This window comes from Bhargavaea sp. CC-171006, from assembly GCF_009761675.1.
GTDB classification, from domain to species: Bacteria; Bacillota; Bacilli; order Bacillales_A; family Planococcaceae; genus Bhargavaea; species Bhargavaea changchunensis.
The window spans coordinates 326,320-344,361 of sequence record NZ_QUZH01000023.1; the positions used below are offsets into that span (position 1 = coordinate 326,320).

Below are 18,042 nucleotides of genomic sequence, written 5' to 3' on the forward strand. Positions count from 1 at the left end.
GCTAGCCATTCCTGCCCTTTTCCTGGATATGGATCCCGTCCTTGTCAAGGGCGCAGAAAAAGATTTGTTCAGGACCGCTGTACCCGGCATCCGATAGTTCGTTCATCAGCCAGTCCAGGTCCTTGCCGATCAGGGGAAGATGTTCAATCTGGATCACGCCGTCCGAGATCAGCGGGAGGATCGGCTTGTCACTGCCTTTTTCAAATACCGCCAGATTTCCGCTTGGCTCAAGAAAGGCATAAGCCACATTGCGTACAGAAGCCACCTGCTGCTCCCGAAGTTGCTGGAGCAGGTCATCGATATTGTATCGCTGCTTTCTCATATTCTGTTCCTCGATCACTCCGTTCCGGATGATGACCGCCGGGTCTCCCTCGACGACATCCCGGAACTTTTTGCTTTTGAGGGAGAAATAGGACGCAGTGACCTGAATGATCAGCAAAACGATTATCGGCAGGATGGCGAGAAAGATGGGGCTGTCCGGATCATCCAGTGCAAAGGCGGCCACTTCGGCCATGAGGACGGAGATTACAAGGTCGACTACGCTAAGTTCCCCGAGCTCCCGCTTTCCCATCAGCCGAAGCACGACGATGAGCATCACATACAGGAAAACTGTCCGCCATACCACTGTCAGAAAATCTTCCATGATGCACCTCTTTTCCTGCTCAGTATGGACAACGTCATGCGAAACATTCACCGGTCTTCGGACATTAAAACGAAGCTAACGGCACACAAAAACCGCAGGCACGGCGGAAAAACCCGCTGTGCCTGCGGTCATTTAAACGGATCAGTTGTCGAGCACACGGCCGACTGCCGCACGTTCGAACTGGAGACGGGATCCGTCGGAGCATTTCAGGAATACGGTCGCGTCATCAACTGCATCGATCGTGCCGTGGAGGCCGCCGATCGTGACGACTTTGTCGCCGCGCTGGAGTTCATTTTGCATTTGCTGTGTTGCTTTCTGCCGCTTCTGCGCCGGGCGGATCAGGAAGAACCACATAACAGCGAACATAAGGATCAGCGGCAACAGGGCTACTAATGTTTCCATTTATTTTCCCCCTTTCTGTATGGTACAAGTATACAAGCTTCAGAAGTTTTTTGCATTTGGTTTGTTGTATCCATACTGTTCAAAGAACTCTTCACGGAAATCGCCGAGCCGGTCTTCGCGGATCGACTGCCGGACCTGTTCCATAAGATTCATGAGGAAGTACAGATTGTGGTAAGACGTCAGCCGGATGCCGAACGATTCTTCCGCCTTGATCAGATGGCGGATGTAGGCGCGGCTGTAATTTTGGCATACATAGCAGTCGCAATTCTCGTCCAGCGGCCGAAAATCGCGAGCAAACTTCGCATTCTTGACAACGAGACGCCCTTCACTCGTCATGAGTGTTCCGTTGCGGGCGATCCGGGTCGGCAGCACACAGTCGAACATGTCGATGCCGCGGATCGATCCGTCGATAAGCGCATCCGGTGAACCGACGCCCATCAGATAGCGAGGCTTGTTTTCCGGAAGAAGCGGCGTCGTGAAGTCGAGCACCCGGTTCATAACGTCCTTGGGCTCTCCGACTGAGAGTCCGCCGACTGCGTAACCCGGGAAATCGAGCGAGGTGAGGTCCTGAACGCTCTGACGGCGCAGGTCTTCATACTCGCCGCCCTGCACAATGCCGAACAGCCCCTGGTCTTCCGGTCGTGTGTGGGCCTCCAGGCAACGCTCCGCCCAGCGGGATGTCCGCTCGACACTGGCCTTCATGTACTCATGGGATGCCGGGTACGGCGGGCACTCATCGAATGCCATCATGATATCCGAGCCGAGCGCATTCTGGATCTCCATCGCTTTTTCGGGGCTCAGGAACAGCTTGCTTCCATCGAGATGGTGGCGGAAATGGACGCCCTCCTCCTCGATCTTGCGCATGTCGCTCAGCGAGAAAACCTGGAACCCGCCGGAATCGGTCAGGATAGCCCGGTCCCAGTTCATGAACTTGTGGAGGCCGCCCGCCTCTCTGATGATGTCATGGCCCGGCCGGAGCCACAGATGGTACGTGTTGCTCAGGATGATGCCTGCTTTCATTTCTTTAAGTTCTTCCGGAGACATCGTCTTGACGGTCGCCTGCGTGCCGACCGGCATGAACGCCGGTGTCTCGAACGAACCGTGCGGCGTATGCACGATGCCGAGCCGCGCGCCCGTCTGCTTGTCTTTTTTGATCAGTTCATAGGTGATCGCTGGAGTCATTCGTTTCTCCCTTTCTTTGGAGGCTTCAGGAACATCGCGTCACCGAAGCTGAAGAACCGGTAACGCTCGTCCACCGCATGCCTGTATGCATTCAGGATGATCTCACGGGACGAAAAGGCGGACACGAGCATGATCAGGGTCGATTTCGGCAGGTGGAAGTTGGTGATGAGCCCGTCGATCGCCTTGTATTCATAGCCCGGATAAATGAAAATCGATGTCCAGCCGCCGGCGGCGACGACATCGCCGCCATGTTCGGAGGCGATTGTTTCAAGCGTGCGTGTCGATGTTGTACCGACGGCGATGACCCGGCCGCCTGACTCCTTCGTCTTCCGGATTGCAGCGGCAGCTTCTTCAGAAACACAGTAATACTCCGAATGCATCTCGTGGTTTTCGATTGTATCGACGCTCACCGGGCGGAACGTGCCAAGCCCGACGTGGAGTGTGATGAAGACGATCTCGACTCCTTTTTCCCGGATCTTGTCCAGCAGTTCCTCCGTGAAGTGGAGACCTGCAGTAGGCGCAGCCGCCGAGCCGCGTTCCTTTGCAAAAACAGTCTGGTAGCGGTCCCGGTCATCCAGTTTTTCGTGGATATAAGGGGGCAGCGGCATTTCGCCCAGCCGGTCGAGCACTTCATAGAAGATACCCTCATAGCTGAACTTGAACGTCCGTCCGCCATGGTCGCCTGTTCCGGTGCACTCCGCCTTGAGCAGCCCGTCACCAAATGTGATGACTGTGCCGAGCTTCACGCGTTTGGCCGGCTTGACGAGTGTTTCCCACTCGTCTCCGCCCTTGTCTGTCAGAAGCAGCACTTCGATCGCTGCCCCGGTTTCTTCCTTCGTACCCAGAAGACGTGCGGGCAGAACTTTTGTATCGTTGAGAACAAGGCAGTCGCCCGGTTCAAAGTACTCAAGTATATCGGAAAACTTCCTATCCTCGAATCCGCCGGTTTCGCGATCCACGACGAGCAGCCGGGATGCCGTCCGCTCTTTAAGCGGAGTTTGCGCGATCAATTCCTCCGGCAGACGAAAATCAAAATCTTCTACATTCATGATGGGTTCCTTCTTCCGTCGTCCGGCATGTCCATGCCGAAATGTTCATAGGCACGCGGCGTGACCACACGCCCGCGTGGTGTCCGCTGCAGGAAACCGACCTGCAGCAGGTAGGGTTCATAAACATCTTCAATCGTGGCCGATTCTTCACCGATGCTCGCGGCGATTGTGTCGAGGCCGACAGGGCCGCCGCGGAACCGCTCGATCATGGAAAGGAGCAGCTTGTGGTCAATGCTGTCCAGGCCGTGAGAATCGACCTGAAGCAGTTCCAGCGCTTCCTGTGCGGTCGGGAGCGTAATCTCCCCGTTGCCCCGCACCTGGGCGAAATCCCTTACGCGCCGGAGCAGGCGGTTGGCAATCCGGGGAGTGCCGCGTGATCGCATCGCCATCTCTTCCGCCGCATCACGTGTGATCGGGGCACCGAAAATGTCAGCACTCCTCACAACAATTTCCGCCAGCGCCGCACGGTCGTAATAGTCGAGCCGGAGCGGCACACCAAACCGGTCACGCAGCGGGGCCGACAGGGAGCCGGCCCTCGTAGTGGCACCGATCAGCGTGAAGGGAGGCAAGTCGAAGCGGATCGACCTTGCCTCAGGCCCCTTGCCGACGACAATGTCGAGGCAAAAGTCTTCCATTGCCGGATACAGCACTTCCTCGACAGCGCGGCTCAGCCGGTGGATTTCATCGATGAACAGCACATCCCCCGGCTCAAGCGAGCTGACAATGGCTGCAAGGTCACCGGGTCGCTCGATTGCGGGACCGCTCGTCGTCCGGAAATTGACACCCATCTCATTTGCGATGACCGAGGCGAGCGTCGTCTTGCCGAGACCCGGAGGCCCGTATAGGAGCACATGGTCCAGGCTTTCTTCCCGCTGCTTGGCCGCCTCGATGAAAATGCCGAGGTTGTGCTTGACCCTTTCCTGGCCAATATACTGGACGAGACGCTGTGGCCGCAGCGTCTGCTCAAATCCGTCGTCAAATGTCGAGGCTTCACTTGAAATGACCCGCTCTTCCATAGTCCCCCTCCTTTCCTTTATGTTGTTCAAAGCGGTTCATCATTTAACCCTGCTTCAGGAGAAGCGCCAGCGCCCGCTTCATATAAGCTTCCGTATGATCCAGTGTCTCTTTGTCGAGCTTGGGACGGATCTTGCTGAGCTCCCGCTCCGAATAGCCGAGCGCGGTCAGTGCAAGCATCGCTTCCTCAAGATCGTGATTGGAGTCCAGTGACGGTTCAGGATCCGTTTCCGTCATGAAGACGACTTCATCCGTCACTCCGTCCAGTTTCCCCTTCAGATCCAGGATGATCTGCCGGGCGGTCTTTTTCCCGACACCGGGGAATCTGACGAGGAACTTCTCATCTTCCGCCTCGATGGCGGCGACAACCTGTGCGGTCATCCCGCCGGCAAGGATTGCCAGTGCCCCTTTGGGCCCGATGCCGGATACGGTGATCAGCTTCCTGAACAGTTCCCGCTGCTCCGGGGCCTGGAAACCGATCAGCTGCATCACATCTTCCCTTACATGGAGATGTGTGAAAACCTGCTTTTCTTCATCTGCATGGAATGCATACGGATTGGGCGTGATCACCTGATAGCCGATGCCGCCTTGTTCAACCGTTATATACTCGGGCGTCACCCTTGTGATGCGCCCTTTTATGTAATCGTACAAGCCGTCTTCCCCCTCTGCCGCAATGAGTAGATTATAGCATACATGTTCGCATCCCCGCATCAGGAGGGGTGCCATGGTTGTTTACATAATAAAAATATTTGTTTTCTATGGTTCCAGTACGCAAAGATGCCGCAGATCTCCCTTTAGTTTGGGAGATCCGCGGCAATGACCGATCAATGATTGGCTCGTTTTGATACCTGATAGCAGAGCGGGATCCAGGCGGACAGTGCTTTGTCCGTGAACCGGTCCAGCTTCACTTTCAGTTGGTTTTGTTTGTCTTCTTCCAGGGACAGCAAGTAGAGCCATTCCCTGAGCAGTTCATTCGGATAAAGCAGCAGATTGAACGAAGAGGCGGAAAGTGAGGCGAGTTCCGGCTGCTCGCCGCACAGATAGTCCAGGTTAAAGTCCACATGCGGCAGAACGCGGTGGATCCAAAGGGCAGTTTCCGTGCCGGCGGGACCGGTGCAGGCCAGGTCAAAATCGATCATGACGTACTTTCCGTCCGGACCCTTCAGGAAGTTGTGGTGGACCACGTCTCCATGAAGAAGCGTGCAATCCTCTTCCGGATCATACGTTTTCCGGATGCTCCTGAGTGCTTCCTCGGCGTGAAAGATAATGCTGTCATAGTGCGGGTTGCCGATCAGCGGGACCAGTTTCTTTTTCTGGTTGCGGAATTTTGCCAGCCGATCTTCCCATTTGGCAATCAGCGGATATCGGTAGAGCACACCGGTGCTTTCCCAGTTCACCTTTTCTGATGTCTCATGCAGCGTACGGAGAACGGAGAGCGTCCGTTCCCTCCCTGTCCTGCTTGAATAGTCGGCAGGCCTGGCGCGGTCAAGCCAAGGCTGGATGACCGCCCGTTCATCTGCAGAACCGATGATCGGCAGGATATGCGGGAATCCGATATTCTCAAGCTCATCATGGATTCGCCGCACCTTGCGTGCCTGATGGGCGGAATCATATTTCTTCAGCGAATACCGCTTTCCGCCCACATCCCATTTCCAGACGTTCTGCTTGATCTGTCGGATGTTGCCCCCGGCAGTCATGGATTATCAGTAGCCGCCGTATCCGAACGGTGACCCGCATACGTGGCAGGAATGTCCGTGATGGTGGCCCTGGCCCGGATAAGGTTGGAAACCTGGCTGCGGCCAATATGGCCAGGCTGCGGCCTGAACAGCGTACGGCACGGCAGACCCGCCACCGCATCCGCAGTCACCCTGAGACTCCGCCGGATACATATGCATCGGTGCCTGAGGCACGTGCAGCTCTTCGTCCATTGGAGATTCCTGTTCCTGCCGGCTGCCCATGTACACATCCAGTGAGGACGAACAAGAACTTGATTCTTCCATCTTCCAGCCGCGTTCAGGCGATTCTTGTTCCGCCGGCATGGCGTATTCCGGCATCCCTTCCGCTATCGGCAGTGTGTAGCCAGGTGCTGCCGGCATCTGCGGCATCGCAGGATACGGCTGTGCCTGCGGATAATGTTCCATCTGAGGATACGGCTGCATCATGTGAGGGTGATGCATCATGTGAGGGTGATGCATCATGTGAGGGTGATGCATCATGTGATGATGAGTCGGCATATGGCCGCACATCTGGCAACACATATCAAACACCGGCATGCAGCAGAATGGCATCATCATTGGAATGGCCGCCTCCTTCTCGGGTGGACATGGTTGCTGCATCGGCGGCATTTCCATTTCCGGCATGACCGGAGGCGGTGCCATCGGCGACTCTTCTTTCATTGGAGGTGGCGGCGGTGGCGGTGGCGGTGCCATCGGTGATTCTTCGATAGGCATCATTGGCGGCGGTGCTGGCATCGGGGCCGGTTTCGGTTTCGGCGCTGGCTTTGGAACCGGTTTTGGAGCAGGCTTTGGCGGCGCCGGCTTTGGTGCCGGTTTTGGAGGTGCCGGTTTTGGCGCAGGCTTCTTCATCGGCGGCGGTGGCGGAGCAGGCGTCAGTTCCGACGATTCCATTTCCTTCTTTTCCCTCACCGGCTTTTTCGGGCGACCATCTTTGTACGGGTGTTCTGCCGGCGGCTGGCCCTTGCCCTTCTTCGCGTGATCAGGCAGGAAGATCTTCATCCCCGGCACGATGTAGTCCGGATTTGCCAGATGGGCATTGAGCCGTTTTACTTCTTCGAAGGGAACCCCGTACTGCCTGGAGATTTTCCAGAGGGTATCCCCTTTCTGCACAATGTGCACGTGCATTGCTTCTCCCCCTTCCATCGGTATAGCGTATGAACCCGCACTGGGCGATGACACTGAAACTTTGACAGACTCCGAGGACGTCTTCACAATAAGCTATGAGAAAACGAACAGCAGTTATGACGGGAAGGAGTCGAAGCCCATGGAAAAGTTGAAGGGGGACGAGCGGAGGGATCTGATCCTCAAGAAACTGAAAGACAGCGGACGCCCGATCAAAGGCGCAGAACTGGCGAAAATATGCGGTGTGAGCCGACAGGTCATCGTAGGGGATATCACCCTACTCAAGGCGCATGGGGAATCCATTATGGCGACGAGTTCCGGATATGTCCACCTCGGAAGCGAAGCGCCGGAGCGACAGGGGCTCCTGTCGAGAAAAATTGCCTGCACCCACACGCCGGATCAGACGGAAAAAGAGCTGAATCTGATTGTGGATGCGGGTGCTTCGGTCCGTGATGTCACAGTGGAGCATCCGGTTTACGGAGAACTCAATGCTGCCATCATGGTCAATAACCGGCATGACGTGGGACAGTTCGTCACCCGGCTGAATGAGACGGGCTCGCCGCTCCTGCTTGAGCTGACCGGCGGCCCTCACCTTCACACCATCACCGCGGACAGCGAGGAAATCCTCGACCGCGCGGAGCAGGCGCTCAGGGAGCACGGCTTTTTGACGGATGAAGCGTGAGAGCGGAATCGTCAATCGGCTTTTATTTTCGGAGTATGCTCGGGATTTCGCACAATGGATCGTGTTTTCGGAGTAACCGTTCAAATTCGTATGATGGACCGCCATCCAACAACAAAAAACCGGCATCGCGCTTAAATTTCGCGCGGTGCCGGTTTTATTTCGTATGTCCTATAGGTGCCCAGCGGCTTGACGACGCATCCGAGCGCGGACAGTTCTTCCATGGCGCCCTTCATCATCGGGTCTTCTTTTCCCGCGTCCACATCGACGATGAAAAAGTAGTCGCCGAGTCCCGTCTTCATCGGGCGGGATTCGATCTTGGTCAGGTTCAGCCGTCTCCAGGAGAATACCGACAGCACCTGATGAAGCGCACCGGAGCGGTTGTCCTTCGGCAGGTTGATCATGAGGGTCGACTTGACCTTGTCCCCGCAGCCGGGCTTGCCGATCTCCCCTTCCCTCTTTGACAGGACCACAAATCGCGTCCGGTTAAAGTGGAAATCGTTGATGCTGTCCTGCACGATTTTCAAGCCGTATTTCTCTGCCGCAAACCGGTTGCCGATGGCTGCGATCCGCAGCTCCGGGTTCTCCGAAGCGTATTTCGCCGCACCCGATGTGGAGGTCGCCTGGATCAGCGGCACGCCGCGGAACCGGTAGTGCAGGAATTTGTGGCACTGGGCCAGTGCCTGCGGATGGGAATGGATCGACTCCACCTCTTCCCAACTGTCCGCCTGCTCCGGATGGACCATGAGATGCTGGTCGATCGGCTGCAGGATCTCGGCTGTGATATAAAGCTCCACTTCATGGTAAAGGTAATCCACCGTCAGGGAGACGGCGCCTTCCAATGCATTTTCAATCGGGACGACCGCATAGTCCGCACGGTCTTCCGATACGGCTTCAATCGCTTCCGGAATCGTCGTATAGGGCATGAGCCAGTCCCCGTGGAACAGCCCGTCCGCTGCCAGATGGGTAAACGACGCCTCCGGTCCGAGATAAGCCACCCGTGTCACTGTTTCTTCCAAACCTGTTCTCCCCCTCAATAAGCGCCCGAGCTGACGACATCCGCCGATTCGATGAACGCCAGCCGCTTGAGCGTCTGCAGGAACGTGTTCAGTTCCATCGTCATCGCGGTCACGTCCAGGGACAGCGTCACATTGGCACGGCCCTGGATCGGGATTGTCTGGTGGATCGTCAGCACATTGCACTGCGCCTCCGCCACGGTCCGCAGCAGTTCCGCCAGTGCTCCTTCCCGGTCCTCCAGCTGAAGGAAGATCGTCAGGATCCTCTCCTGGACAACCGAATGGAACGGGAAGACCGTATCGCGGTATTTATAAAACGCACTCCTTGAAAGGCCGACCCGCTTGACCGCATCCCAGATGGTCGACTCCTCGCCGTTCTGCAGGAGGCGCTTCGCTTCGAGCGTTTTCTGCATTGATTCCGTCAGGACGTCTTCCCTGACGAGAAAATAATTCTCATCCGAAACGTCTTTCATTGTTTCAGTCCTCTTTTCTTTGCCCGCCGGCTTTGCCGGCAAGCCCCCCTTACGGGCAGGTCTCAGTCAACGAACTCGAATTCGTAGTCCATGATGCGGACCGTGTCTCCGTCCTTGACGCCCCGCTCGCGCAGCGCGTCGTCGATGCCCATGCCTCGGAGCTGCCGGCCGAACCGGCGGACCGATTCCTCATGCGAGAAGTTGGTCATCTTGAACAGCCGCTCGATTGCAGGCCCGCCCACGGTAAATGCCCCGTCGTCGTCCCGGCCGATGATGAATTCATCTTTCTTCTCCGCTTCAAACTTATAAAGGACGTGGCGTGATTCTTCCACTTCCTCAGGTGCATAAAGCGGGAATTCCGGCGTCTCTTCAAGTAGGTCCGCAACGGCGTAAAGCAGGTCCGACAGCCCCTGGCGGGTGATGGCGGAAATCGGATACACCTTGACATCGGACGGGATCTGTTCCTTGAATTCGGCAAGGTTCATTTCCGCCTCTGGCATGTCCATCTTGTTGGCCACGACAATCTGCGGGCGTTCCGTAAGACGGAGGTTGTACTGCTCCAGTTCTTCATTGATCGTCACGTAATCCTCATACGGATCCCGGCCTTCCATGCCGGACATGTCGATGACGTGCACGATGACGCGCGTCCGCTCGATATGGCGGAGGAACTGATGACCGAGCCCGACACCTTCGTGGGCCCCCTCGATCAGTCCGGGAAGATCTGCCATCACGAAACTGCGCCCTTCACCTACATCCACGACTCCGAGATTCGGCACGATCGTCGTGAAGTGATAGTCGCCGATTTTAGGCTTGGCGGCGGAGACGACGGACAGCAGCGTCGATTTCCCGACACTCGGGAAGCCGACCAGGCCGACATCCGCCAGCACTTTCAGCTCGAGAACGACCTCAAGCTCATAGCCCGGCTCTCCCTTCTCGGAAATTTCGGGTGCCGGATTTGCAGGGGTCGCAAAACGGATGTTGCCCCGCCCGCCGCGGCCGCCTTTTGCGATGACCGAACGCTGGCCGTGCTCGGTCAGGTCAGCGATGATTGCGCCGGATTCCGCGTCTGTCACCGTCGTACCCGGCGGCACCTTGACGACCATGTCCTTCGCGTTTTTGCCGTGCATGCTCTTGCTCATCCCGTGCTCGCCGCGCTGGGCCTTGAAATGCCGCTGATAGCGGAAATCCATCAGCGTGCGCAGGCCTTCGTCCACCTCAAAGATGACATCTGCGCCCTTGCCGCCGTCGCCGCCAGCGGGACCGCCCATCGGCTCATACTTTTCCCGGCGGAACGCGACCATGCCATTGCCGCCGTCCCCGCCTTTTACATAGATCTTTACGTGATCGACAAACATCACCGATCCACCTTCCTTCCAGCTACTGTCATCTTCAATTGTCCATCTTCTTCGGAATGATGGAATGTAAACCGTGCATCGGGTGACGCCTCCGGCAGACCTTGCTGCAGTTCGTGCGGACCTGTCAGCGTAAATGTGACCGACCATGCCCCGGATTCCGTCTTTACCCGGATCTGTGCACCGTACTCCGCATAGGGGCTCAGGCCGTCCTGAAGTTCTGCGAACAGCTCTTCGAGAAAAGCCTCCGCCTCCGTGTCCGCCTCCCTGTCACCAGGGCCGTCAGCGGACACGTCCAGCGTCGCCTCATATTCCGGGAAGCGCCAGCCGAAGGTAAGAAGCCATACTGCCAGGCGCGGCATGCCGGCGGCACCCAGTGCGGATTCGTGCCGTGCCCGTTCCACGGCATCGTCAATCGCTTTCTGCACCCCATCCTCTTTGCCGAGATCGAGAAGCATCCGGATCAGATGAAGGGTGTTCATATGATCGTGCCTCGAGTATTTCAACAGTTCCTGTGCCGACAGCCGTTCTTCCATCTCGGTCACTTCCCGTCTTCCAAAAGTTCGTGTTCATCCCGTACGTACAGTATACCACTACAGGACACGCCTGTTTCAATGCAAGCGGTTAAAAATCGGAGGTCTTTTCGGGAAAAGAAAAAAGCGGGCCGCATGAGAATCATGCAGCCCGCCGTCATCCATCTGTTGCTTATTGAGCAGCCGGATAGACGCTAACTTTTTTCTTGTCGCGGCCGAGACGCTCGAAGCGTACGACGCCGTCAACCTTTGCGAACAGCGTATCATCGCCGCCGCGGCCAACGTTTTCACCAGGGTGGATTTTCGTCCCGCGCTGGCGGTACAGAATGGAGCCGCCGGTTACGAATTGGCCGTCCGCGCGCTTCGCACCAAGGCGTTTCGCTTCGGAGTCACGGCCGTTCTTCGTGGAACCTACCCCTTTCTTCGACGCGAAGAATTGGAGATCCAAACGTAGCATGTAGTCCACCTCCTATCGGTTAATAGTCACTTTAATATGTTCACCATAGTCCCGCTCAATGGTCTGCAATGAAACAATCATGGACTTCAGGATCAGCTGGACAGACTCATCTTCGGGATCCGGCACCCGGACGGACAAATAGCCGCCATCGTCGCCAAGATCCACTTCCGGCTCCGTTTCCGTCAGTACGTACACTGAGTTCACGGCGCCGAACGACACGGCCGAAGCCGCGGCGCAGACAAGATCCTTTCCGTGTTCCGCGAAGTCCGCATGGCCGGTCATCTCAAATGAGATGATGCGGCCATCTGATGTTTCATCCACAATTACCCGGATCACGGCTTACAGGTTGATGCCGTCGATGACGACTTTCGTGTAAGGCTGACGGTGACCTTGCTTCTTGCGGTAGTTTTTACGGCGCTTGTATTTGAAGACAACGATTTTCTTGCCGCGGCCGTGCTTGGCGATCTTACCTGTAACGGTAGCGCCTTCCACGAATGGAGCTCCGACTTTCACGTCGTCTCCGCCGACGAACAGTACTTTATCGAATGTGATCGTCTCGTCGACGTCACCTGCGAGCTTTTCGATGTAGATCTCCTGGCCCGCTTCAACTTTAACTTGCTTGCCGCCTGTTTCAATGATTGCGTACATGCTTGCACCTCCTCTTAGACTAAGACTCGCCCTTCAAGGTGACCAAGTGGTGCTTAAGACCTTGTCGGCGCGGTTGTAGTAGCACGGGTGCGCTACAAACCAACATGAAAATACTATCACAGACCGGACTTCCGGTCAACTGCCGGCTTCGGGAAACTTCCGGCATAAACTCGCTCCAGCACCCGCTCATATTTTCTGTACCGCCAGTGAAGGATATTTTGCAGCAGCAGGAACAGTGCAAGGAACAGATAAGGCGCAGACTGCGGAAGATAAAGGATCAAAAAGACAGCCGCGGCTACCGACACGAAAATAGAAAGCAGGATGAGAGCGATTTTTTGATCCGGAAAGAAAACAAGCGCTGCCCGACCGCCATCCAGCGGCAAAAACGGCAGCAGATTCAGGCCAAGCAGGGCAAGCTGTGTCGTGATCAGCTGGTCCCGGCCGGGGATTTGGATGAATAATGAAACAGCCAGCAATAGTGTGGTCGCAGCAGGCCCGCCGGCGACGATCAGAAGCCTGTCCGTTTTGGGCAAACGAGAAAAACGGGGAATCACGATTTCCCCGCCGTATGGCATGATGACGCATTGCCTGACGGGAGCGCCCGTCCATTTCGCGGCCAGCAGATGGCCGGCCTCATGAAACAGGAGCGAGCTGAGGACGATGGCATAGAACGAGACATTCCCGCTCGCAATGATTGCAAGCAGGAACGGGATCATGACCGGATGCATCCGGTACTTCATTTGCAAAGGGCTCCGGCTGTCATTCCCCCGTCCCCCTCAGTGAAGCCAGCCAGTTTTTCACACCTTCCGCATCCATCGTATCCCCGTCCCGCTCCACTCCGAGGAACATCGCCCCAGTCTCCAGCTCCGCGATCGCTTCCCCCGGGCCGACCGTCGTATACGGAAGCGTCAGGAACTTTCCGATGAAACCGTATGTCACGGTATCCCCGTCATCATACTGGACTGTCACCGTCTTCCCCGTCTGGCGCGTATGTCCGGTATAGATCACCAGCCCGTCCCCCTTCGCCGTCACCGGAATGGTCGCGCCATAAGACAGCACCACCCCTTCGCGAAACGGCTGAAGAGTGGAAAACTCCGCCATCGCCGGAGTCGCCCCGTCCGCCGACACCGGCAATGCGGTCTCCGGCCGCCCCTGGTCCACGAACGACATCACCCACTTCTTGAGTACCGTGAGCTCCTCACCCGACCGGACCAGGTGCGTGATCTGCGTCTTCATCACCTGATGCTCCTCCAGCTTCGCCACCCCAAACAGCACCACCGTCACAAGCAGCGCCGCCACCCACTTGTCCCTCCACCTCATCAGCACCACACCCCTGCGAAATGTTTTCTCTATCATATGTAGGAGGGAGCGGGGTGATGATAAATTGTTGAGAGATTTGGAGAGTGTCATGGGGGCGGTTACTCCAAATTAGGTAGCCTTACTCCAAATGCTGGAGGCTTACTCCAAATACGGGCGCCTTACTCCAAATACGAGCGCCTTACTCCAAATACGGGCGCCTTACTCCAAATACGGGCGCCTTACTCCAAATACGGGCGCCTTACTCCAAATACGGGCGCCTTACTCCAAATACGGGCGCCTTACTCCAAATACGGGCGCCTTACTCCAAATACGAGTGCCTTACTCTAAATCCAGCGATCTTACTCCAAATCAGGAGATACTCATGATTTCTTTTTGTACATTAGGTGATTGACAAGTTGATCTAAACGATATTTCTCATTTGGTATCGTCCATTTTCTATTTCGTTTTTGATTCCCGGTATATTGGCTTGATGAAGACAATAGTCTTATTGCGCTTTGAATATTGATCAATCCCAGAAACCGTTGTGCATCGTTGCTGGTAATTTGTCCTCCAAACAAAATTCGATATTCCTGCAGTGCCGTAAGATGGGCATCGTTCGATGAAGCATCGCAATCCTTACATATCCACTTCCCGTGACCTCGCTCCATACCAGCCCCAAAGCAGCCCGGACATCTCACTCCTGACCTAATATCGCCAACTGTAAGACTGTACCATTTTAAATATTGATCCTGTTTTCCCCGGTCAAGCAGGTTAAGCGCATCAATGACATATTGCATATCCGCCCTCTTTAATATCGCCCGATTCTCCTCCTCCAATTTCTCGACATGCCCCGGCAGCCGGTCGACGGGGAAAATTGGCCGGCTAACGGGACCCTTGGCAACGAGTCCGTTGTAGCTTGCCAGGACAATCGCTCCGTGTACCCGGACCGGCAGATCGATGGATGCGAGAAAGCGCTCGGTCGCGGCTATTGCGCGGTTAATCTGGTCTTCGGGGTTCCTCATGCCTTCCCGCACACCGTTTATGAACCGATAAAACTGTCCGGTGGCGTCGTCGAAGTAGAGTTCTCCGGTCATGTTCTTGACTTCCAGCACCAATACAAATGCGGGATGGAGCACGAGTGTATCCACCTGCACCTGTTTTCCGCCTGACGGAATCATCACATCCTTCAGCACCACCGGTTTTTGCTTCAACCTTGCCTCTTCCAAATAGAAGTCCGCTTTTTTCTCTCCCGCATAGCCGGCTAGCCTCATTTCCAAATCGGCCCGGATCCGCTCATACGCGGGATGCCTGTCCGAAACCCTCGATTCCAGTACAGCCAGTGCGGCAAGCCGCTCCGGAATACTCCGTTTTCCCATCACCCTTCCTCCTTTCCAAAATGAAAAACCCCCATCGGCACGCCTGATTAGGCATGTGATGGGGGTCACATTGTCGAATATCCTTATATCCTCCCGATTTCCCGGGAAACGATTATTTCGAGAAAAGGGATTTCAATTTACCGAGGAAGCCCTTTTTCTGCTCTTCCATGGACATGAGCGGCACCGATTCGCCGAGGATCCGGCGGGCGATGTTGCGGTATCCTGTGGCAGCACGGTTGGCCGGATTGAGGACGACCGGCTCGCCTTTATTGGATGAAGAAATGACGTTTTCGTCATCCATGACGATGCCGAGGAGATCGATCGACAGGTGGGTCGTGATCTCGTTGACGTCGAGCGCTTCGCCGGACTCCATCAGATGGCGTTTAATCCGGTTGATGATGAGCTTCGGCGGCTCGATGCCTTCTTCCTGCTCGAGCAATCCGATGATCCGGTCTGCGTCGCGGACCGCGGAAATTTCCGGGGTCGTCACGACGATGGCGCGGTCGGCACCGGCGACTGCGTTCTGGTAGCCCTGCTCGATCCCGGCCGGGCAGTCGATCAGGATGTAATCATATTCCCGCTTCAGTTCGGTGACGAGTTCCTTCATCTGCTCAGGCGAAACAGCCAGCTTGTCCGCTGTCTGTGCCGCCGGCAGCAGGAACAGCCGGTCCTCGAAGCGTTTGTCTTTCACGAGCGCCTGGTTAACACGGCAACGTCCTTCCACCACATCGACGAGGTCGTAGATGATCCGGTTTTCAAGGCCGAGCACGACGTCCAGGTTCCGGAGGCCGATGTCCGTGTCAATCAGGCAGACTTTCTTGCCTTGAAGGGCCAATGCAGTTCCCAGGTTGGCGGTCGTCGTCGTTTTGCCGACGCCTCCCTTCCCTGATGTCACAACGATGGCTTCTCCCACATTAGCTTCCTCCCTTGAATGTAGATAGATACGGCCTCAGGATACGGAGCTCCTGAAGTCGGTCGATGGCGATGAAGCCGCTCCGGTGGATGTAGGCACATTCCATTTCCGGACGTTCGGACAGAATTGTCAGTTCGTCCGTCATCGTCTCCACTTTATCGGCGATCATCAGATGAGTCGCTTCCAGCCAGGAAGCTGCGATGACCGCGTCCCGATTGCCTCCTGCACCGGCGTGGGCGATGCCCTTCAGCCGGCCGAGGACAAAGATGTTCCCGTTCGCGATGGCCTTCCCGTTCGGGTTGACGTCACCGATGATGACGAGGTCGCCCTCCGCCTGCACGACCTGTCCGGAGCGCACGATACCGACAAACGTTTCGGACTGGCTCTCCTTGATGAGGCGGTTGCACTCTTCCACACGGATGACGTCACTCTGCACTTTGGATACTCGGAGATGGGGAGATTTCTGTACACAGTTGATGAGCTCCTTTACTTGCTCATCGGTGCAGTACCGGTTGCCGAGGTGTAGCTGGATCTCCGTCGTCCCCTCGAGCGCCTCCTCCCGGACTTTCTGCTCAAGTTCCGACATCAGTTCGGAATAGGAGCATTGGTCGTCAAGGCGCAACACGAGGCCCGACTTCGTTCCTTTGATCATGACAAGCTGTTTTCTAGTCACTTGCGTCACCCCAATTCTCCTCCATGCTTACAACATTCCTTCCCTCTTCTGGATGCTCCGCCGGTTGGCAAGCGATTTGAACACCCAGCCCAACAGGACGAGGAACACCGAGTTGGCAATCATCGTCGGCACGAGTCGTGTCGTGATGAATTCTCCAAATGGCATCCCGATAAACCCGATCAGTGTGAAGAATCCGTAAAGCGCCGTCTCAAGGACCGCCACGAGAAGCAGCGTAATGAGCGTGACGACGATTATATGTTTATGGATGTGCTTCACGGCCCAGATTGCCAGCAGGCAGACGGCCGGGTACAGGAAGGCGTATAGTCCAATAATATCAATGTGAAATAAATCGTACAAGAGTCCGAAAATGATTGCGTACACGAGGGCACGCTGCCGGCTGTAGTAGACTCCGACAAAGATCAGGAACATGATCAGAAACCTGGGGATGAGATAGCGGAGTTCCCCGCCGACCTCAATCGGCGAAAACAGGCCGAACACCGGCTCCACATAGAATAAAACGACGGCGACAAGAGGAATGAGGAGCCGGATCATGAGCCGTCCCCGTCTTTCCCGCCATCCGCCGTTTTATCCATTGCCTCTCCCGTGTTGCCGGCATCCGAGCCGTCGACCGCAGTCGATGTCCGCTTGGTGACGATTACATGCTCCAGCATCGCGAAGTCGGCAGCCGGCTTGATATGAGCCTGCTTCGTCAGCCCGAAGTCATCGGTCGTCACTTCCGTGATTTCCCCGATCAGGAGGCCTTTCGGGAAGATGCCACCGAGACCCGAGGAAATGACCTTTTGGCCTTCCTTGATCTCATGCGCGGAATCGATCCTCTTGAGGATCAGCTCCCGCCGCTCGGTGTCATATCCTTCGATGAGGCCGAACGCTTCCGTCTTGCCCGTGACAAGCGCGGACACCCGGTAATCCGGATCCTGTGTCGCGAGCAGCTGGACGGTAGACGTGAACGGCGTCGTCAATATGACTTTCCCGATGAGCCCGTCGGCGGTCATGACCGCCATGTTCTTTTTGATGCCGTGCGTCTCACCCCGGTCAATGACAATCTTCTCTTCCCATTGGTCCGGGTTCCTTGCCAGGACCGAGGCATGGATCGGCTCATAGTCCCGAAGGTCATCCTTCTTGCCGACAATGTCCTTCAGCCGCTTGTTCTCATTGCGGACATCACTGAGCTCTGCCTGTACGGCCGCATATTCGACGAGCCGCTTGCGCAGGCGCTGATTCTCCTCATAGGTGTTCAGGAGTGAATCCACATCATCGACCAGGTCCGTTATGTAGTGCGCCGGCTTCGAGAACAGTTGCTGTCCGAAGCCGACAACATCTTTTACGATCTGTTCGGGCAAGTTCGCGTGGTCGCGGTCCCTGAGCGAGAAGAAGATCAGGGCGACCAGCACGATGACACCGACGAGGAGGAGGATCAGCCGTTTGTTCGAGAAAAACTGCGGCATGCTGCCTTC

Annotated in this window: 23 protein-coding genes and 1 other annotated feature; of the genes, 1 reads left to right on the plus strand and 22 read right to left on the minus strand. The window is 56.2% G+C overall.

Annotated features, from left to right (window positions below; translation table 11 throughout):
* Nucleotide 1: 1 nt before the first annotated feature.
* The 8 genes from DZC51_RS11300 to DZC51_RS16380 all read right to left on the minus strand — a co-directional run bounded on the left by DZC51_RS11300 (nucleotide 2) and on the right by DZC51_RS16380 (nucleotide 7,151).
* Nucleotides 2-643: a DUF421 domain-containing protein gene (locus tag DZC51_RS11300; RefSeq protein ID WP_157295957.1), complete on the minus strand. Its 642-nt coding sequence runs from the start codon at nucleotides 641-643 to the stop codon at nucleotides 2-4.
* Nucleotides 644-784: 141 nt separating this feature from the next.
* Nucleotides 785-1,045 carry a preprotein translocase subunit YajC gene (yajC, locus tag DZC51_RS11305; RefSeq protein ID WP_157295960.1) on the minus strand — a complete coding sequence of 87 codons (261 nt, stop codon included), beginning with the start codon at nucleotides 1,043-1,045 and terminating at the stop codon, nucleotides 785-787.
* Nucleotides 1,046-1,084: 39 nt separating this feature from the next.
* Nucleotides 1,085-2,227 (minus strand): tRNA guanosine(34) transglycosylase Tgt, encoded by a 1,143-nt coding sequence (tgt, locus tag DZC51_RS11310; protein WP_157295961.1) that lies wholly within the window; start codon nucleotides 2,225-2,227, stop codon nucleotides 1,085-1,087.
* The gene (queA, locus tag DZC51_RS11315; RefSeq protein WP_157295963.1) at nucleotides 2,224-3,276 is read right to left on the minus strand and encodes a tRNA preQ1(34) S-adenosylmethionine ribosyltransferase-isomerase QueA; all 1,053 of its coding nucleotides are present in this window, start codon (nucleotides 3,274-3,276) and stop codon (nucleotides 2,224-2,226) included. The genes tgt and queA overlap by 4 nt, the downstream gene beginning before the upstream one ends.
* Entirely contained in the window at nucleotides 3,273-4,292 is a 1,020-nt protein-coding gene (gene ruvB, locus DZC51_RS11320) for a Holliday junction branch migration DNA helicase RuvB (RefSeq protein ID WP_157295965.1), read from the minus strand. The genes queA and ruvB overlap by 4 nt, the downstream gene beginning before the upstream one ends.
* A 43-nt stretch (nucleotides 4,293-4,335) precedes the next feature.
* Nucleotides 4,336-4,941 carry a Holliday junction branch migration protein RuvA gene (gene ruvA / locus DZC51_RS11325; RefSeq protein WP_157295967.1) on the minus strand — a complete coding sequence of 202 codons (606 nt, stop codon included), beginning with the start codon at nucleotides 4,939-4,941 and terminating at the stop codon, nucleotides 4,336-4,338.
* Between the two features lie 173 nt (nucleotides 4,942-5,114).
* Nucleotides 5,115-5,987, minus strand: a complete 873-nt coding sequence (locus DZC51_RS11330; RefSeq protein WP_157295969.1) for a phosphotransferase — start codon at nucleotides 5,985-5,987, stop codon at nucleotides 5,115-5,117.
* 6 nt (nucleotides 5,988-5,993) lie between these two features.
* Nucleotides 5,994-7,151, minus strand: a complete 1,158-nt coding sequence (locus tag DZC51_RS16380) for a LysM peptidoglycan-binding domain-containing protein (protein WP_157295971.1) — start codon at nucleotides 7,149-7,151, stop codon at nucleotides 5,994-5,996.
* A 139-nt stretch (nucleotides 7,152-7,290) separates the two neighbouring features.
* On the opposite strand from DZC51_RS16380, the gene DZC51_RS11340 reads away from it, so the two are divergent.
* On the plus strand, nucleotides 7,291-7,830 hold the full coding sequence (locus tag DZC51_RS11340; RefSeq protein WP_157295973.1) for a transcription repressor NadR: 540 nt from the start codon (nucleotides 7,291-7,293) through the stop codon (nucleotides 7,828-7,830).
* Between the two features lie 131 nt (nucleotides 7,831-7,961).
* Here DZC51_RS11340 and pheA read toward each other — a convergent pair whose 3' ends face one another.
* The 14 genes from pheA to mreC form a co-directional block, all read right to left on the minus strand.
* The gene (gene pheA, locus DZC51_RS11345) at nucleotides 7,962-8,846 is read right to left on the minus strand and encodes a prephenate dehydratase (protein WP_157295975.1); all 885 of its coding nucleotides are present in this window, start codon (nucleotides 8,844-8,846) and stop codon (nucleotides 7,962-7,964) included.
* Nucleotides 8,847-8,860: 14 nt separating this feature from the next.
* Entirely contained in the window at nucleotides 8,861-9,316 is a 456-nt protein-coding gene (locus DZC51_RS11350) for an ACT domain-containing protein (RefSeq protein ID WP_157295977.1), read from the minus strand.
* 62 nt (nucleotides 9,317-9,378) lie between these two features.
* Nucleotides 9,379-10,671 (minus strand): GTPase ObgE, encoded by a 1,293-nt coding sequence (gene obgE, locus DZC51_RS11355; RefSeq protein WP_157295979.1) that lies wholly within the window; start codon nucleotides 10,669-10,671, stop codon nucleotides 9,379-9,381.
* The gene (locus DZC51_RS11360; protein ID WP_232524128.1) at nucleotides 10,671-11,204 is read right to left on the minus strand and encodes a Spo0B domain-containing protein; all 534 of its coding nucleotides are present in this window, start codon (nucleotides 11,202-11,204) and stop codon (nucleotides 10,671-10,673) included. Before DZC51_RS11360 ends, obgE begins: the two co-directional genes overlap by 1 nt.
* A 169-nt stretch (nucleotides 11,205-11,373) precedes the next feature.
* On the minus strand, nucleotides 11,374-11,658 hold the full coding sequence (rpmA, locus tag DZC51_RS11365; RefSeq protein ID WP_092051364.1) for a 50S ribosomal protein L27: 285 nt from the start codon (nucleotides 11,656-11,658) through the stop codon (nucleotides 11,374-11,376).
* A gap of 12 nt (nucleotides 11,659-11,670) precedes the next feature.
* A complete protein-coding gene (locus tag DZC51_RS11370; protein WP_157295983.1) occupies nucleotides 11,671-11,994 on the minus strand; it encodes a ribosomal-processing cysteine protease Prp in 324 nt (107 codons plus the stop codon).
* 3 nt (nucleotides 11,995-11,997) lie between these two features.
* Nucleotides 11,998-12,306 carry a 50S ribosomal protein L21 gene (gene rplU / locus DZC51_RS11375; protein WP_008299799.1) on the minus strand — a complete coding sequence of 103 codons (309 nt, stop codon included), beginning with the start codon at nucleotides 12,304-12,306 and terminating at the stop codon, nucleotides 11,998-12,000.
* A gap of 12 nt (nucleotides 12,307-12,318) precedes the next feature.
* Nucleotides 12,319-12,391, minus strand: a sequence feature (ribosomal protein L21 leader region).
* Nucleotides 12,392-12,422: 31 nt separating this feature from the next.
* Nucleotides 12,423-13,046, minus strand: coding sequence for a site-2 protease family protein (locus DZC51_RS11380; RefSeq protein ID WP_157295985.1), 624 nt, complete (start codon nucleotides 13,044-13,046; stop codon nucleotides 12,423-12,425).
* A 19-nt stretch (nucleotides 13,047-13,065) separates the two neighbouring features.
* Entirely contained in the window at nucleotides 13,066-13,626 is a 561-nt protein-coding gene (locus DZC51_RS11385; RefSeq protein ID WP_157295987.1) for a peptidoglycan DD-metalloendopeptidase family protein, read from the minus strand.
* A 359-nt stretch (nucleotides 13,627-13,985) separates the two neighbouring features.
* Nucleotides 13,986-15,050 carry a nuclease-related domain-containing protein gene (locus tag DZC51_RS11390; RefSeq protein WP_157295989.1) on the minus strand — a complete coding sequence of 355 codons (1,065 nt, stop codon included), beginning with the start codon at nucleotides 15,048-15,050 and terminating at the stop codon, nucleotides 13,986-13,988.
* A 43-nt stretch (nucleotides 15,051-15,093) separates the two neighbouring features.
* Nucleotides 15,094-15,894 carry a septum site-determining protein MinD gene (gene minD / locus DZC51_RS11395; protein ID WP_157295991.1) on the minus strand — a complete coding sequence of 267 codons (801 nt, stop codon included), beginning with the start codon at nucleotides 15,892-15,894 and terminating at the stop codon, nucleotides 15,094-15,096.
* Nucleotide 15,895: 1 nt separating this feature from the next.
* Nucleotides 15,896-16,567: a septum site-determining protein MinC gene (gene minC, locus DZC51_RS11400; protein ID WP_157296073.1), complete on the minus strand. Its 672-nt coding sequence runs from the start codon at nucleotides 16,565-16,567 to the stop codon at nucleotides 15,896-15,898.
* A 27-nt stretch (nucleotides 16,568-16,594) separates the two neighbouring features.
* A complete protein-coding gene (gene mreD / locus DZC51_RS11405) occupies nucleotides 16,595-17,119 on the minus strand; it encodes a rod shape-determining protein MreD (RefSeq protein ID WP_157295993.1) in 525 nt (174 codons plus the stop codon).
* The gene (gene mreC / locus DZC51_RS11410) at nucleotides 17,116-18,033 is read right to left on the minus strand and encodes a rod shape-determining protein MreC (RefSeq protein WP_157295995.1); all 918 of its coding nucleotides are present in this window, start codon (nucleotides 18,031-18,033) and stop codon (nucleotides 17,116-17,118) included. The genes mreD and mreC overlap by 4 nt, the downstream gene beginning before the upstream one ends.
* Nucleotides 18,034-18,042 lie beyond the last annotated feature (9 nt).